At 63.0% G+C, this 15,663-nt stretch carries 12 protein-coding genes; 5 read left to right on the forward strand and 7 right to left on the reverse strand.

What is annotated here, in order from left to right:
- Window positions 1-36: 36 nt before the first annotated feature.
- Window positions 37-870, reverse strand: a complete 834-nt coding sequence (locus EOB80_RS17670; RefSeq protein WP_245466371.1) for a DUF2259 domain-containing protein — start codon at window positions 868-870, stop codon at window positions 37-39.
- Window positions 871-1,013: 143 nt separating this feature from the next.
- Between EOB80_RS17670 and EOB80_RS17675 the strand changes: the two genes are divergently transcribed.
- From EOB80_RS17675 to EOB80_RS17685, 3 genes are all read left to right on the forward strand, one after another.
- Window positions 1,014-2,921, forward strand: a complete 1,908-nt coding sequence (locus EOB80_RS17675; RefSeq protein WP_127328790.1) for a propionyl-CoA synthetase — start codon at window positions 1,014-1,016, stop codon at window positions 2,919-2,921.
- A 113-nt stretch (window positions 2,922-3,034) separates the two neighbouring features.
- Window positions 3,035-4,117, forward strand: coding sequence for an acyltransferase (locus tag EOB80_RS17680; protein WP_127328791.1), 1,083 nt, complete (start codon window positions 3,035-3,037; stop codon window positions 4,115-4,117).
- Window positions 4,118-4,364: 247 nt separating this feature from the next.
- The gene (locus tag EOB80_RS17685; RefSeq protein WP_127328792.1) at window positions 4,365-5,123 is read left to right on the forward strand and encodes a metallophosphoesterase family protein; all 759 of its coding nucleotides are present in this window, start codon (window positions 4,365-4,367) and stop codon (window positions 5,121-5,123) included.
- 76 nt (window positions 5,124-5,199) lie between these two features.
- Here EOB80_RS17685 and EOB80_RS17690 read toward each other — a convergent pair whose 3' ends face one another.
- The 6 genes from EOB80_RS17690 to EOB80_RS17715 all read right to left on the reverse strand — a co-directional run bounded on the left by EOB80_RS17690 (window position 5,200) and on the right by EOB80_RS17715 (window position 12,900).
- A complete protein-coding gene (locus EOB80_RS17690) occupies window positions 5,200-7,587 on the reverse strand; it encodes a polysaccharide biosynthesis tyrosine autokinase (RefSeq protein ID WP_127328793.1) in 2,388 nt (795 codons plus the stop codon).
- Window positions 7,588-7,812: 225 nt separating this feature from the next.
- Window positions 7,813-8,709 carry a UTP--glucose-1-phosphate uridylyltransferase gene (locus EOB80_RS17695; RefSeq protein ID WP_127328794.1) on the reverse strand — a complete coding sequence of 299 codons (897 nt, stop codon included), beginning with the start codon at window positions 8,707-8,709 and terminating at the stop codon, window positions 7,813-7,815.
- A 74-nt stretch (window positions 8,710-8,783) separates the two neighbouring features.
- A complete protein-coding gene (locus EOB80_RS17700; protein WP_127328795.1) occupies window positions 8,784-9,752 on the reverse strand; it encodes a glycosyltransferase family 2 protein in 969 nt (322 codons plus the stop codon).
- Window positions 9,742-10,692 (reverse strand): glycosyltransferase family 2 protein, encoded by a 951-nt coding sequence (locus tag EOB80_RS17705; protein ID WP_127328796.1) that lies wholly within the window; start codon window positions 10,690-10,692, stop codon window positions 9,742-9,744. The genes EOB80_RS17700 and EOB80_RS17705 overlap by 11 nt, the downstream gene beginning before the upstream one ends.
- Window positions 10,692-11,687 (reverse strand): glycosyltransferase family 2 protein, encoded by a 996-nt coding sequence (locus EOB80_RS17710; protein ID WP_127328797.1) that lies wholly within the window; start codon window positions 11,685-11,687, stop codon window positions 10,692-10,694. The genes EOB80_RS17705 and EOB80_RS17710 overlap by 1 nt, the downstream gene beginning before the upstream one ends.
- 40 nt (window positions 11,688-11,727) lie before the next feature.
- Window positions 11,728-12,900 (reverse strand): glycosyltransferase, encoded by a 1,173-nt coding sequence (locus EOB80_RS17715; protein WP_127328798.1) that lies wholly within the window; start codon window positions 12,898-12,900, stop codon window positions 11,728-11,730.
- 185 nt (window positions 12,901-13,085) lie between these two features.
- Between EOB80_RS17715 and EOB80_RS17720 the strand changes: the two genes are divergently transcribed.
- The gene (locus EOB80_RS17720; RefSeq protein ID WP_127267652.1) at window positions 13,086-14,582 is read left to right on the forward strand and encodes a lipopolysaccharide biosynthesis protein; all 1,497 of its coding nucleotides are present in this window, start codon (window positions 13,086-13,088) and stop codon (window positions 14,580-14,582) included.
- A 52-nt stretch (window positions 14,583-14,634) separates the two neighbouring features.
- Window positions 14,635-15,657: a phosphoribosyltransferase family protein gene (locus EOB80_RS17725; RefSeq protein WP_127267653.1), complete on the forward strand. Its 1,023-nt coding sequence runs from the start codon at window positions 14,635-14,637 to the stop codon at window positions 15,655-15,657.
- Window positions 15,658-15,663 lie beyond the last annotated feature (6 nt).

Genomic DNA, 15,663 nt, shown 5'->3' on the forward strand with positions numbered 1-15,663 from the left:
CAGACAGAGCGGCTGCCGGCGCCTGGGCGTGACCTCTCAGCGTGGCTGCCCGGTCACCGCGAGGAAGCGGCGATCGCGCCCCTCGAACCCCTGGCTGAAACGCTGCACCAGCACGACGATCACCGCCGGCTTGCCGGCCGGGGTGAGTTCGTAGGATTCCGACAGGCTGTAGGAGGTCGGGCAGTTTCTTGAGCCCGGCACGGTCTTGTCCTCGTGCAGGATCTTGAACGGCTTGCCATCCTGGCCTTGCAGCGTCAGCCGGAAGCCGAGTGCCTTGCCCGCCTTCTCACCCTGAAGTGGCTTTTCCCCTCCTTGCCGCGTCACATCGAAACTCGCCGAACAATCGCTCGTGCTGGCCGCCAGGATTTCGTCGAGCTGGATGGTCGAAATGCCTGTTTCGCCATGGAGCGGCGACAGCCATTTCTGCGACACCTGCTCGAGGCGAGAAATGTCGTTGTAGGCAACCATTTCGCCCGGAAAGGTGAACTTGTCGGAAGCCGACTGCTCGGCTGGGGATGTGATGGCATATTGGGCGAGAATGGGCGCCGCCTGAGCGGCGGCCTGCGCCCTCGCCTGCTCCAGCGTCAGTATCGCCTCCTCCGTCTCGTCGACGACGAGGATCGGCTTACCGCCAACGAACTGATCCGTGCGGGTATCGATGATGTCTATCTGCGACCAGCCAGAGTCCGAGGCGCCGGCGTCGAGCGCTCCATATTGCTCGAAGGCGAAATAAGCGCCATCCGGCGAAAAGCCGATGATGTGCCGTGCCGCGGCATCGCCAGCCTGAGCGGTTCCAGCGGAGATCGCGAGCACGACACCCATGACCAATGGGAGCGCAAGGCGCCCGATGATCCGCACAGCAGCAAACATCTCCACTCCAATCTCGAATCGCAATTTCATAGCTGCTTGCCCCCAAGCGCCAGGTCGATATCGGCCGTACAATGGCGTGCATTTGCGGCCAAGGGTAGAGCGCGCTATCTGGAGGGAAGAAAATCATTCCTGGGGAGGTATGGATGGCTTCACGCTATCACGAGGTCTATGAAGGCTGGAAACGCGACCCGGAACGCTTCTGGGCGGACGCAGCCGGCGCCATCGACTGGTATTCGCCCTGGGACAAGGTGTTCGACGCCACGGCTGGCGTCTATGGCCGCTGGTTCACCGGCGCCACCTGCAACACCTGCTACAACGCCATCGACCGCCATGTCGCCGGCGGGCGCGCCGACCAGATCGCACTGATCCATGACAGCGCGATCACGGGAACGATCAGGAAGTTCACCTATGCCGAGTTGAAGCGCGAGGTGGTTGCACTCACCTCGGTGCTGAAGAACCGTGGTATTCGCAAGGGTGACCGCGTCATCATCTACATGCCCATGGTGGCCGAGGCGGCCATCGCCATGCTCGCCTGTGCCCGCATCGGCGCCGTGCATTCGGTGGTCTTCGGCGGCTTTGCCTCGCATGAGCTTGCCACCCGCATCGACGATGCCAGGCCGAAGCTGATCATTTCGGCATCCTGCGGCCTGGAGCCGGGCCGCGTCGTTGCCTACAAGCCGTTGCTCGACAAGGCGATCGAGATCTCCCGCCACAAGCCGGACGCCTGCCTGATCCTGCAGCGCGACCAGTTGCGCTGCGAGTTGAAGGAGCATTTCGACATCGACTACGCCGATGCCGTCGCTCGCGAACGGGCAGCGGGCGCCAATGTCGATTGCGTGCCGGTGCTGGCCACCGATCCGCTCTACATCATCTACACATCGGGCACGACCGGCCAGCCCAAGGGCATCGTGCGCGACAATGGCGGCCATATGGTCGCGCTGAAATGGACGATGGAAAACGAGTTCGGCGTCAAGCCGGGCGAGGTGTTCTGGGCGGCGTCCGATGTCGGCTGGGTGGTCGGCCATTCCTACATCGTCTACGGACCGCTGCTGCATGGCTGCACCAGCATCCTGTTCGAAGGCAAGCCTGTCGGCACGCCCGATGCCGGCACCTACTGGCGGGTGATAGCGGAGCATGGTGTCGTAGCCCTTTTCACCGCACCGACCGCGTTCCGCGCCATCAAGGGGCAGGACCCGAAGGGCGAGTTCATTGCTAAATACGACCTCTCGAGGTTCCGCACGCTGTTTCTTGCCGGCGAGCGCGCCGACCCGGAAACCATCAAATGGGCGGAGCAGAAGCTGAATGTGCCTGTGGTCGACCATTGGTGGCAGACCGAGACCGGCTCGCCGATGACCATCAATCCCGCCGGCCTTGGCCTGCTGCCGGTGAAATACGGCTCGCCCGGCGTGCCGATGCCCGGCTACGACATCCGCGTGCTCGACGATGCTGGCCATGAGGTGCAGCGGGGCACGCTGGGCAATGTGGTGATCAAACTGCCGCTGCCGGCCGGCTGCCTGCCGACGCTTTGGAATGCCGATCAACGGTTCCGCCAGGCCTATCTCGACGAGTTCCCCGGCTTCTACAAGACGGCGGATGCCGGCATGGTCGACGAGGACGGCTATCTCTACGTCATGGCTCGCACCGATGACATCATCAACGTCGCCGGCCACCGGCTGTCGACCGGCGCCATGGAAGAGGTGCTTTCGGCCCATCCCGATGTCGCCGAATGCGCGGTGATCGGCATTGCCGACGCCATGAAAGGCCAGGTTCCGCTGGGCTTCGTGGTGTTGAATGCGGGTGTGACCCGCGATATCCGCTCTATCGAGAACGAGGTGGTCGGTCTGGTGCGCGAACGCATCGGCCCGGTCGCCGCCTTCAAGACGGTGGTGACAATCAAGCGCCTGCCCAAGACGCGTTCGGGCAAGATCCTGCGCGGCACCATGCAGAAGATCGCCGACAAGGAAGAATGGACCATGCCGGCGACGATCGACGATCCGGTCATCCTCGACGAGATCACCAAGGCCCTGAAGGAACGCGGAATCGGACTTTGAGCCACTGAAGGGTGGGCCGCGGACGACCTTTTCGATCGGCAAGCAATACTTTTATTGTGCGATGCAGCAATGCACCCTAAAGTCGTTCGCGGGGGGACATCGACAAAGGTCGCATGGCTCAGCAGAAGATTACATTTGGCGGCGTCGACATCCTGCGCTTTCTCGCCGCCGTCATGGTCATGGTCTACCACTATGGCTTCTGGGTGTGGGCGTATCCGGACGGTGTTTCGGCGCGCGCGACGGGCGGCGTTCCCCCGCAGCCGGCAATAGGCGCCTGGGTCGAATCCGGCTGGGTCGGCGTCCAGATCTTCTTCGTCATCAGCGGTTTCGTCATCGCCTTCAGCGCCGAAAGGTCGACACCCCTGCAGTTTTTCGAAGCAAGGGTGAAACGGCTGGCGCCGGCGGTCTGGATCTGCGCACCGGTCACCGCGGTGGTGCTGCTGCTTGTCGGGCTCAGTTGGCCGACCGATGCCGTCATCAGGCTCCTACGCACCGGCCTGTTCGTTCCGTACGCGCCATGGGTGGACAGCGTCTACTGGACGCTGGGCATCGAGATCGCCTTCTATGCCATCGTCTGGATCCTGCTCAGCTTTGGCCGCTTCCATCTGATGGAGATTGTGGCCGTCGCCATCGGCTTGGTCAGCACGTTGTTCTGGTGCCTCTACTACCCGCTCGGCTGGGCCGATCTTGCCGAAACACGCACACTCGACCTGCTGCTGGTGCATCACGGCGTTTTCTTCGCCACCGGCGTCATGCTGTGGCTGATGCGCTTCAAGGCGGTGACAGGCGCCCGACTTGCCTTCTGCGCCCTGTTCCTGGCCGGTGGTGTGCTGCAGATCGCCAGTTCGGTCGACGTTCATATCCTGAAGGTCGGGCGGGATATGCCGTTCGCGCCGCCGATCCTCATCTTCCTCATTGGCATCGCGCTGATGGCATGGTCTCTGCGGCTCGACCTCTCCTGGAGCGGCTGGCGCCGGATCGGGCTGATGACCTACCCGCTCTACCTGCTGCACGATGTCGTCGGCGCGGCCCTGCTCGGCATCCTGGTTCGCGCCGGTCTGCCACATCTGTTCTCGATGGCGGTCGTCGGCGCGACGATGATCGCGGCAAGCTGGCTGGTGGCGATCGAGGCCGAACCACGCATCCGGCTGCTGCTCGACCACACCGTTTTCCGCTATCGGCTCAAGGCAGCCTGACGACGATCCGGCAGACCGGGCCGGCTGCCGACCTAAAGCATGTCGCGCCTGAGCGGATTCAGGCCCGCTTCAGGCCTTTGTTTCCACAGATCGTTCTCCCAAAACCGAGCTCATTTCTGAGCAACATGCATTTGCGGTCCCGACCCGGCGGGGCTGCATTTTCCACGATTGCGGAATTCTCCGTTTCGGGCATGATAACAGGCACTTATGCCTTCCGTATGAGAGCTTGCCTCGAGACGCCCTGCACGTGACCCTGTTCCAGCGAAAACCCCGCATCGTCGCGCGTCCGCGCCTCGATATCGACATGCAGGACGCCGTCGTCTATGCGATCGGTGACGTGCATGGCTGCTACAAGGAACTCCGTGCCCTGGAGCAGAAGATCCTGCTCGATTCGCTGCGCTTCCAGAGCCGCAAGATCATCGTCATGCTTGGCGACTACATCGACCGGGGGCTTCAGTCGGCCCGGGTGCTGGATCACCTCCTGGCGCCGCCGCCGAAAGGGTTCCAGCGCATTTGTCTTGCCGGCAACCACGAAGTGGCGATGCTGAACTATCTCGACGGAAATCTGTCCCGCGAACCCTGGCTGGCGACGGGCGGCCTGCAAACCCTGTTTTCCTATGGCATCGATCCGGCGCGCCTCGCCAGCCTCTACGGGAGCAGCGCGCAGATCGACCGGCGCATAAGGGAGATCATTCCAGACGATCACGTCAGCTTCCTGCGCGGGCTGCCGATCATGGTCCGTTCGCGGAAGTTCGTGTTCGTCCACGCCGGCATCAGGCCCGGCGTCGACCTTGCGGCGCAAACCGACCACGACCTGGCCAACATCCGTTCGGACTTCTTCGAGGCAACGCACCTGCTCGACCGCTGGGTGGTGCACGGGCATACTCCGGTGGACGTCCCGAAGCTCGAAGGGCGCCGGCTCGGCATCGACACAGCCGCCTTCCAGAGCGGACGCCTGACCGCCGTCAGGATCGCCGACAAGCAAGGCAGGCTGATCTTCTCCTGACGCGCATCGATATCCAAGTGTGCTGACCTGAAGATCGATACACCTCAGAGAGGGTCCACTCGCGCAACGGTCGACGTCACACCGGCGCCTTGCCGCGCACTTCTGACTTTTCCAGATAGTAGCTCGAATATTTATCAAAGAATTTTTCCGACCCGCCGAACGATCCGTATTTGGCCAGTTTCTTCAAATCGACCTTGTTCAGCACCGCGCCGATGATCTTGTTGGCGACATAGGGTTCGGATTCCAGCATCGACCTGACCATCGCGCGCGGGGTGCGCCCCCACTCGGTGACCAGTACAAAACCGTCGACCAACGGCGCGAAGGCCTTGGCGTCGACCACCGGTCCGAGCGGCGGCAGATCGACGACGATGTATTCGAATGTCTCCTTGGCGTTCTCGATGAAGCGTCGCATGCCGGCCGAGGAGAGAAGTTCGCTGGTATGCGAGAAATGACCGCGCAGCACCGCCGGGATGATCGCCAGCTTCGTCTGCCTGTCGATCTTGCCGACGGACTGCCAGGTCTGGCCACTGACCACCGCTTCCATCAAGCCCTGCTCGGTTTCCATGCCAAGGCCCCGGCTGAGGCCGGGATTGCGCAAGTCGCCGTCGATCAGCAGCGTCTTGGAGCCATTGGCGGCGAGCAAGCCGGCGAGATTTGCCGCGACCGTCGACTTGCCTTCGCCGGGAAGCACCGAGATGACGCCGATGACGCGGCTGCCTTGCCCTTCCATCACGACGTCGAAGGCGATCTTGGCGCTGCGCAGCGTTTCGGAGAACATCGAGGCTGGAGAATCGATGCTGACCCGCATGCGCGCCCGCCTTTCGGCCGCCGACAGCGATTGGGTGGTCTTGGCGTCTACCTGGGTCTCGCCCGGCTTTTCTTCCTTGCCGAGCTTGCCGCCGATCGTGGGGAGATAGCCGAGGAATTTCAGGTTGACGCGGTCGCGCACGTCCTCGCCGGTCCTGAAGAAGCGTTCGTTGAACTCGTTCAGGCCACCAAAGCCGGCGCCCATCAGCAGGCCAAGCACCAGCGAAAGTCCGAGCACGACGATTGTGCGCGGGCTCGAGGCCGCCATCGGCATCGACGCGTCGGAGATGATGCGGATCTTGCCGACAGGGAAGGATTGCTGCTGCGCGGCTTCCTCATAGCGGCCGAGGAATGTCTGATAGAGCGTGGTGAGCGCCGTCGCCTGCTGATCGAGTTCACGCAGCTTGACTTGCGTCTGGTTGTCGACGGAACTCTTGCCCTGTGCGGCCGCGACGTTGGCCCTGAGCGCGGTTTCGCGTGCCTGCGCCACCTCATATTCGTTGCGATAGCTTTCGGTCAGCTGCTTCAACTCGCCGAAAATCTGCGTCGATATGTCGGCCTTCTCCTTGGAGAGAGCCACCGCCTGCGGGTGCTCGGGGCCGAAATTCGCCTCGACGTCCTGCAGACGCTTGGCCACCGTGAGATAGCGGGTCTTGAGCGCCGATATGACCGAGCTGCTCGGCTGGTCGCTCGATATGGCGGCATCCTTGAAGGCGTTTTCGGAGCCGCTGTCGACAATGGCTTTGTACTGCTGGTAGCGGGCGCTGGCGCGCGCGGTGTCGGCCTGCGCCACGATAAGCTGGGCGTTGAGGTCGGAAAGCTGCTTGTCGCTCATCAGCTGGCCGTCGCTGTTGGCGGCCAGCCCATGTTCGGCCCTGAATTTCTCAACGGCAAGCGAAGCTGCCTGCGAACTCTGGCGCAGCTCCGTCAACCGGCCCTGCAGCCAGACCGCAGCCCGCTCGGTGGCATCGAAGCTGGCATCGAGCTGATCGGCGAGATAGGCATCGGCGTAGGCCTTGGTGATGGCGTTTGCCAAGGCCGGGTCCGTCGCCTGATAGCCGAGCGCGATGACGTAGCTTCGCCCGATGCGCGTTGCCCGCACCTCGCTCTGCAGCTTGAGGATCGCGTAGTCGCGGCGCGACGTGGCGATCAGCGCATCGCGGGCGGCCGGGTCGAGCTTGCTGAAGTCAGTGCCACCCGGCATGGAAGAGCTGGGGCGGACATACTGGATCAGGCCGCGGATGAGGCCTATGCCTTGGGCAAGCGCCGACTGGGGCGGATTCATGAATGTGTCGTTCTGGTCGAGCTTCAGCTTGTCGACGACCACGGCGGCAAGCCGCGTCGAGGTCAGGATCTCGATCTGGCTCAGGATCGCCGAATCGGTCTGCATGGTTGTCGACGTCGCCGAAATGTCGTCGACGATTTTGTTCAAGCCCTCATCGATCAGCACGCTGGCGACCGACTGATATTTAGGCGGCGTCGTCTGCAAATAGAGCAAGCCCAGGAAGAGACCGATGACGGCACACACGGCAACCACCTTGGCCTGCCGTGCGGCCATGCCAAGCAGCCGCTCGATATCGATGAAGTCTTCGCCGTCTCCTGCGTCCGAATTCGGCAATGGCATCCTCTTGTCGAGAGGAAAGTTGGCATAATTCATCTTCGGTCCAATTCTAGAGCCGGTCCATCGCAATGGGCTCTATCTCACTGTTTCAACATGATCTTTTCCGGAAACCGGGACCCACTTTCCGGGATCATGCCTTGGCTTGCAGGCGCCTCGAAGATCGGGAGCATCGCCAGAAGCGAAGCAAGCGTCGTGCCAGACGGCGAGAACCTGCCGGCCCCTCTTCGCCGGCCATCTGACCATGCTCCCGAAAGATGGACATTATGCGGCTTCTTCCTGGCGTTCATGCGACCGGACGAACTCCTGAAGCATCTCGAAAACCGGACCCTTCATGTCGTCGCGCGCCAGCGCGAAGGCGATGTTGGCCTGGATGAACCCTTCCTTGGAACCGCAGTCGAACATGCGCCCCTTGAAAGGCTGGGCGAAGAACGACTGATCCTTCGACAGACGAACCATGGCGTCCGTCAATTGAATCTCGTTGCCGGCGCCGCGCTGCTGATTGCCCAGAAGCGCGAAAATCTCGGGCTGCAGGATGTAGCGGCCATTGATGTAGAAATTCGACGGCGCATTGGCCGGCGCCGGCTTCTCGACCATGGCCGTCACCTCGAAACCGCCACCGATCTCGGCGCCACGGCCAACGATGCCGTATTTGTTGGTCTCGCTCGGTTCGCAACGCTCGACGGCGATCACGTTGCCGCCCGTGCGCTCATAAAGATCGACGGTTTCGGCGAGGCATCCGCGCCCTCCGAAGGACACCATGTCCGGCAGCAGCAAGGCGAAGGGCTCGTTGCCGATAACCTCGCGCGCGCACCAGACGGCATGGCCGAGGCCTTGCGGCGATTGCTGGCGGATGAAGCTGGTGGCACCGGCCACAGGCAGCATGCTTTCGAGCGCCTCCAACTGGGTCTTCTTGCCGGTCTGCTCCAGGGTGCCGATCAATTCCGGATGCAGGTCGAAATAGTCCTCGATCACCGCCTTGTTGCGGCCAGTCACGAAGACGATGTGCTCGATGCCCGCCTCGAAGGCCTCGTCCACCGCATATTGCACGACAGGCCTGTCGACCACGGGAAGCATTTCCTTTGGCATCGACTTGGTCGCCGGCAGGAATCTTGTTCCAAGCCCCGCCACCGGTATCACGGCCTTCCTGATTTTCTTCATCGCAAATTCCTTCTGAGGAGATCGACTTCAGTCCATTCACAGGCCACGAAAAATCCCTCCATGTGCCTGCATCTTCACCTCCCCGCCCCAACGGCAAATTGTGCCGCCATTCTTCGCAACCGCACGGCGATCGGCATGCCCATATGCCTGACCGCCGCCGGGTCGCTGAGCGCAGTCCGGATCGCCTTGAGCGGGGACCGCGCCTTGATGTGCTGTACCAGTGACAGAAACGATGCCGCCTTGCGCAGGCTGCGGCCGCGCCGTGCAAACGCGGCCTGCGCGGCCTCATCCATCCGATGGGTTTGAGCGAACACGGCATCCGCCCTGCGCATCGCTTCGACGTGGTGAAGCTCGAGCACGCGCGAGATGGAGCCGCTGCGGATATGATAGGCATAGCCGATATCGGGCTCGACGACGCATTTTCCGCCCTTGGCCAGGGCGCCGGCAAACAGGATGTAGTCTTCGCCGATCCTCAGCTTTTCGTCGTAGCGAAGCCGGTTTTCGTTCAGGAACTCGCGCTGGAAGATCGGCTTGAGATAGCCGAGGTTGAACTTGGATTCGAAGACGACGTTGCCGGCGATGTAGGTGGCCAGCGAAATCTCGCGCAAGCCTTCCAGATACTGCCGCGGAAACATCGCGTCCTCGATGACGCCATCCTCGCGAACGACCTGCAGATTGTCGACGGCGATCTGGGCGTCCGCGCTTTCGGCACGAGCGATCATGGCCGCGAGCCGGCCGGGAAAGACCGCGTCGTCGGAATCGAGAACCGCGATCCATCTGCCTCGGGCGGCGTCGAGGCCGGCATTCCTGGCGCCGCCGGGGCCGCGGTTGTTGGCCAGGGCGACGACACGGACGATATCCCCGGGGTAGGCCCGCGCCACGTCGAGCGTCGCATCGCGCGACTTGTCGTCGACGACGATGATTTCGACGCTGACACCCTTCTGGGCGATGGCGCTGGCAATCGCCCGATCAAGGGTCGCCTCGGCGTTGTAGGCGGCAATAACGAAGGAAACATCCGGGACAGAGCTGACGTCAGGCTGCACGCTTGCCTCCCTCCTGTGGCGACGGCTGGCCATAGAGGCGAATTTCGCGGATGCCGACGAGGCCGCTGACGACACCAACATGCATAATGCCGCGCAGCACGCTGCGGTTCCTGCGGACTGGACTGACGACGACCGGAAGTGCCGAGGCGAAGCAATAGATGGCCTTTGCCGAGGCCAGGCCGACCTGCTTGACCAGGCCGATGCTGCTGGCGCTACTGCCCAGGAGATGGCCATGCGTCTGGCCGACGCGAAAGCGGCGGCGGCCGAGCCATTCGAATGCCGCCCTTGAGCGCGGCACCACCTCGTCGACCCACGCCTCGGGCGCGAAGGCGATGCGGCCGCCGGCCTTGTGCATCTGGTCGAAGAATTCGGTGTCCTCGCCGCCGGTCTGGCCACGCGCCAGGCTGAAGCGGCGGCCGCGCAGGCTGTCCGAGCCCATCCGCAGCAGAACATTGCAGGTGTAGCCGGTGCGGATCTCGCCGCGTACCCAGACGGGCAAGGTCGAATGGAAATCGCCGCGCCGCATCCAGTCCGGCGCATCCGGGCGATACCGCGCCCTGACCGGGCCGAGCACGACGGCGACACCGCTTTGCTGCGCCATCGCGACCAATTCGGCGAGCCATTGAGGCGTGGCCGTTTCGTCGTCATCAATGAAGGCGACGAAATCCGCTGTGCTCGCATCGAGGCAGGCATTGCGGGCGATCGAGATGTTGCGCGCCGGGGCATGCCGATAGTGGATCGGCACCGTCAATTCCCGCGACAGCGCCGCCACCAGGTCACGGGCCGTCGGGGTATCGTCATTGTCGGCGACGATAATGCGGATATCGAATCCCGCCGGCATCTCCATGGCGTCGAGCGAGCGCAGCGTGTCAGCCAGCTCCGGCCGGCGGAACGTGCAGACGCCGATGTCGATGCTGCGGTTCTTTGCCGACACCGCCATCAGGCCACTCCGCGTCGCGAGCCGAGGCCGAGAAGCTGCAGCCAGAAGCCAACCGACCAGCCAAGATGCATGACCATGGCCGAGACACCGGCCAGCGCAACGTCAGCCTTGCCCTGGCGGATAGCCGTCACCAGTCCGTAGCCCAGGCACACCGACACCCACAGCAACAAAGGCACTGCCGCAATCCAATGCACGAAGGAGAAGGCCGCAAGAAGAACCACTGGGAAGACCGCCAGCGGCACCATCTGCCGGATCTTTGGGATGACGCGGTGCTTCAGCACATTCTTGGCACGCCCGCGACCGTAGCCGAGATACTGGAAATAGAGGCCTGAGAGCGAGGCGCGCGGATAGTAGACCATCTGCGTCTTGCCACTCATCCAGATCTTGTAGCCGGCCTTGCGCAGGCGATAATCGAGTTCGGCGTCCTCGTTATGGCTGAACGCTTCGTCGTAGCCGCCGACGGCGCCGAACGCCGATATCCGCATCAGTGCATGATGGCCGTGATCGATCCACTGTCCCTGCGAAAGATGCCGGTGCTTCGAGCCGCCGGTGCCGAGCTTGGAGTTCTGCGCCGCGGCGGCCGCCTTCTGCACGGCACCGCTGCCGCTGGTCAGCATCGAAACGACAACCGAATCCGCGCCCGTGGCCAAGGCTTCCTCGACCAGCCGGTCGCAATAATCGTCGGGATAACCGCCATGCGCATCGATGCGGATGAGATAGTCGGCACCATCGCCGAAGGTACCGACGGCGAGATTGATCGCCGCGCTCTGGATGCGCCGCCTGTTGTGGAGCAGGATAACCCGCGGGTCCTTGGCAATCACATCCTCGACGATGGAAAGCGTGCCGTCGGTGCTGCCGCCGTCGGCGACGATGATCCGGGCGCCAAGCCGGGCGGCCGCGGGCCGCAATTGATCGAGCAGCGCACCGATATGGGCGGCTTCATTCAGGCACGGAATGACGATCAGGCTGGATGAGGGTTTGTCCGTCTGCGTCATCAACCTCTGTCCATCTTGCCTCTGTCCATCCTTAGCCATCCTATGCCAATGCCTCGGCGGCAAAGGAGCCGGGCACGGCCGTCAGGCTGCGCAGCCGCTCGACAAGCGCCCGGCAATCGCTGCGATCGTAGCTCCAGGTCCTCGGATTGCGGGCCAGAACGCGCTCCTTCAGCCTGGCGAAGCGATGCTCTTCCATCTTGCCGAGCACGGCTTCGAGCCCTTCGGGCGATGCCTGCGGCAACAGCACGCCGATATCCTGCTGTTTGAGGAACCGCCCGGTCTCGGTGTTGCCCATCGAGATCGGCACCGCTCCGAAACGGCAGCCTTCATAGAGCCGGTTGGGCAGAAGCCATTCGGAGTTCTGCCCCGCCTCGAAGAAATCGATCGCCCACGAAAAATGGACATCGTTGTAGATCGCCGCCATGTCTTCCGGATTGCGGTAGGGCCCGAGAAACGACAGCCACGGCTCGGCTTCGACAAAGCCGTGAAAGTCAGGGAATTCCGACAAAGCCGGACGTCCGCGCAGCACGATCTCGAAGCGGCCCTCCATGCGGCGGGAGAAATCGGCCAGCAGCTCGAGTGAGCGTCGGCAGCGCAGCGCACCGAACCAGCCGATCCGCCATGGCGGACCGACCGGGCTCTCTTCAGTCTCCAGAGCGCCGGGCAAGATCGTCGCGGCCTCGAAATATTTGTTTTCGACCAGCTCGATGGGTGCCGCAACCTGGCCGAACGGCTTGAAATAATTGGCGATAAAGGCAGGAGAACTGGTCACCAGCAGCTTCACATCCCTGGCCAGAAAGCGCTCGGTGGCGCGCAGCGCCTTGCCCAGGACATCGTTGCGCAGCACAAGCCGATGAATGTCGAGGCACTCGTATACGATCGGAACCGATGCACCGAAGGCTGACCTGGCGCGGCGGGCAAGCGCCAGCATTTCCAGGTTGCGCGCGATGATGAGATCCGGTTTTGGCATACCGCCAAGCTTCGAGCCTATCGAAACGGCTGCTTTGGCGACGGCCGCGAGGCGTTGGCCGAATCGCCCGTCACGCGTCGCGCCGAGGTCGATCGGCCGCAGTCCCTCGATATCCGCAATCGGATTCGCGGTGCGACGGAAGCCGGCCAAAGTGACCTGGGCCCCACCTGCCCTGAGCATCGTGATCCGCCGGCGCACCGCCGGGTCGGAAACGTCGTGCACAAGGTACAAGACATGCAGCATAAAAACTCGACCGCTGTTGGCCCACCCGAGGGAATGCTAGTACAGGTCTTGCTGCATCGCAACATTTTTGGTGCGGCGGTCCACGTTTTCTGTTGCACTGCAAAATTATTGCCGTAGTTTGTGGTCGGCGGCGGTCGTGGATTTTCGGGCTCGGAAATCAACGTAAAAAATCAGGAATCCTGAATTTGGAAGCCAATGCATTCGATCCGCCAGAAGGCTCCTTGCGCAAATCGGTTGGGCGCGGCGCGGTTGTCACGGCCATGGCGCAATCGGTGCGGGTCGCGACACAGATCCTGTCCGTTATCGTCTTGTCGCGGTTGTTGTCGCCACAGGATTTCGGCGTCGTGGCGATGTGCGCGCCGGTGCTTGCCTTTATCGCCCTGTTCCAGGATTTCGGCCTGACCCAGGCGACGATCCAGAAGTCGGGCATCCGGCATGAGGAGGTGAACTACCTCTTCTGGATCAACGTCGCGGTCAGCGCGATCCTGGCTTGCGTGCTTGCGGGTGCGGCGCCGCTGGTTGCCGCCTTTTACGGCGAGCCGCGCGTGACGGGCCTGGTGGCTGCGTTCGGGCTGCAGATCATGGCCTATGGGCTGGGCGCCCAGCATCTGGCGCTCTTGACGCGCCGCATGCAGTTCGGCCGGCTGGCCGTCATCGACGTCGCCAGCGCCATTGCCGGGCTTGCGGTGTCGATCGCCTGGACCTTTATCGATCGCTCCTATTGGGCCCTGTTTGCCGGCACGCTGACCGGTGCCGTGCTGCCGACGCTCTGCTATTGGGCGAGCTCGCGCTGGCGTCCGGGCCTGCCGCGCAAGGTCGCCGGCATCGGCGAGCTGATCAATTTCGGCGCCGGCATCACCGGCTTCAACTTCGCCAATTTCTTTGCCCGCAACCTCGACAATGTGCTGATCGGCAAATATTGGGGCGAGGCGCAACTCGGCCTCTATGACCGCGCCTACAAGCTGCTTCTGTTTCCGCTGAGCCAGATCACCAACCCGCTGTCGAAGGTGATGGTTCCGGCGCTTTCGAGGCTGAAGGATGAGCCGGATCGCTACCGCAGCGCCTATCTGCGCGTCATGCCGCTGATCCTGCTGGTGGCGCTTCCCGGCGTCGCCTTCGCCACCGCGATGTCGGATGTGCTGATCCCCTTCGTGCTCGGCGAGCAATGGCGCGCAAGCGCCTCGATTTTCCTGGCGCTCGGCTTTGCCGGGCTGCTGCAGCCGCTCAACAATCCGGCGGGGTGGCTTTTCGTCAGCCAGGGCCGCTCCGGCGATTTCATGCGCTGGGGCATCATAACGGCCGTGACGTCGGTGCTGGCCTTCATGCTCGGCCTGCCTTATGGCGCGCTGGGCGTGGCGATCGCCTATGCGATCAGCGAATATCTGCGGACGCCGTTCCTGTGGCTCTATGTCGGCAAGAGCGGGCCGCTTCAGGCGCACCATGTACTTCGCGCCGCAACGCCGTTCGTGCTTGGCGCCCATCTGGCACTGGCCGGCATCTGGTTCATCAAGCCAGCGCTGCCGCAGCAGCATGTCGTCGCCCTGGCCAGCGGCGCCGTGCTCGCCTACCTCATCACCATCGTCATCGCACTGGCATTCGCCTCCGGCCGCGAAGCCTTGCGCGAGGCCCTCAAGATGCTGCCGGCAAGGCTGCCTGCGGCGGCGGCGCGCGAAGCGCAATAATTTGGGCGTCTTCGACTGCTACGGACATCTCCTCCAGGACCAGGTCTGAACCATGCACTACCGATCGATCTCCGATATGAACGACGCCATTGTCAGGGGCCTGCACCGGCTGCCGCGCGACATCGACCTGGTGGTCGGTGTGCCGAGAAGCGGCGTTTTGGCAGCGACGCTGGTCAGCCTTGCCGCGAACATCCCGATGACCGATCTCGACAGCTTCCTGGAAGGGCGTATCTATACGTCTGGCGTCACCAAGCGCCGTGCCGCTCTCGACCGCAAGGTTTCCGAGATGCGCAAGGTGCTGGTGATCGACGACAGCGTCGCCGGCGGCAACGCCATGCGTGACGCACGCGCCCGCATCCAGGCTGCGGGCATCAAGGCGGAGTTCACCTTTGCCGCCGTGTTCGGCCTTGAGCCCCAGCACCAGGAAACCGACCTCGTCTTCGAAGTCGTGCCGCATCCGCGCATGTTCCAGTGGAACTTCATGCATCACAAATTCCTGGCGCAATGCTGCGTCGACATTGACGGCGTGCTGTGCCTCGATCCGACAGAGGCGGAAAACGACGACGGCCCGGCCTATGAAAAATTCCTCAGCGAAGCGCGGCCGCTCCATGTCGCGACCCACAGGATCGGCTGGCTGGTCACCAGCCGGCTGGAGAAATACCGCGCGCTCACCGAGGCATGGCTCGCCAAGCATGAGATCAAATACGACCAGTTGATCATGCTCGACCTGCCGAGCAAGGCGGAACGGCAACGGCTCGGCGCGCATGGCAGTTTCAAGGCCGATTTCTACCGCAAGTCCGATGCCATCCTGTTCATCGAGAGCGAGCACGAACAGGCGCTGAGGATCACCGAACTGTCAGGCAAGCCGGTGCTGTGCGTCGAAACGCATATGGTCAGCTTTCCCAACACGCTGTCGCTGCCGGCACTTGGCCAGGCGGCCAGGAACCTGCCGGCAAGGCTGCGGCAGATCAAGTCGCAAGAGGGCCGCAAAAGCGCCGCCAAGACCATTGCCCGCGCGCTGCTTGGCGCCCGCGGCTACGAGACGCTGAAAAGCCGGGTCAAACGCCCGGCCTGACCTGCT

This window comes from Mesorhizobium sp. M7A.F.Ca.MR.245.00.0.0 (assembly GCF_003997415.1).
Classification (GTDB): domain Bacteria; phylum Pseudomonadota; class Alphaproteobacteria; order Rhizobiales; family Rhizobiaceae; genus Mesorhizobium.

Bases quoted from the DNA above. Each gene is read 5' to 3' on its own strand.
- EOB80_RS17670 (WP_245466371.1), bottom strand. From the start codon at position 870: ATGTTTGCTGCTGTGCGGATCATCGGGCGCCTTGCGCTCCCATTGGTC.
- EOB80_RS17675 (WP_127328790.1), top strand. From the start codon at position 1,014: ATGGCTTCACGCTATCACGAGGTCTATGAAGGCTGGAAACGCGACCCG.
- EOB80_RS17680 (WP_127328791.1), top strand. From the start codon at position 3,035: ATGGCTCAGCAGAAGATTACATTTGGCGGCGTCGACATCCTGCGCTTT.
- EOB80_RS17690 (WP_127328793.1), bottom strand. From the start codon at position 7,587: ATGAATTATGCCAACTTTCCTCTCGACAAGAGGATGCCATTGCCGAAT.
- EOB80_RS17695 (WP_127328794.1), bottom strand. From the start codon at position 8,709: ATGAAGAAAATCAGGAAGGCCGTGATACCGGTGGCGGGGCTTGGAACA.
- EOB80_RS17705 (WP_127328796.1), bottom strand. From the start codon at position 10,692: ATGGCGGTGTCGGCAAAGAACCGCAGCATCGACATCGGCGTCTGCACG.
- EOB80_RS17710 (WP_127328797.1), bottom strand. From the start codon at position 11,687: ATGACGCAGACGGACAAACCCTCATCCAGCCTGATCGTCATTCCGTGC.
- EOB80_RS17715 (WP_127328798.1), bottom strand. From the start codon at position 12,900: ATGCTGCATGTCTTGTACCTTGTGCACGACGTTTCCGACCCGGCGGTG.
- EOB80_RS17725 (WP_127267653.1), top strand. From the start codon at position 14,635: ATGCACTACCGATCGATCTCCGATATGAACGACGCCATTGTCAGGGGC.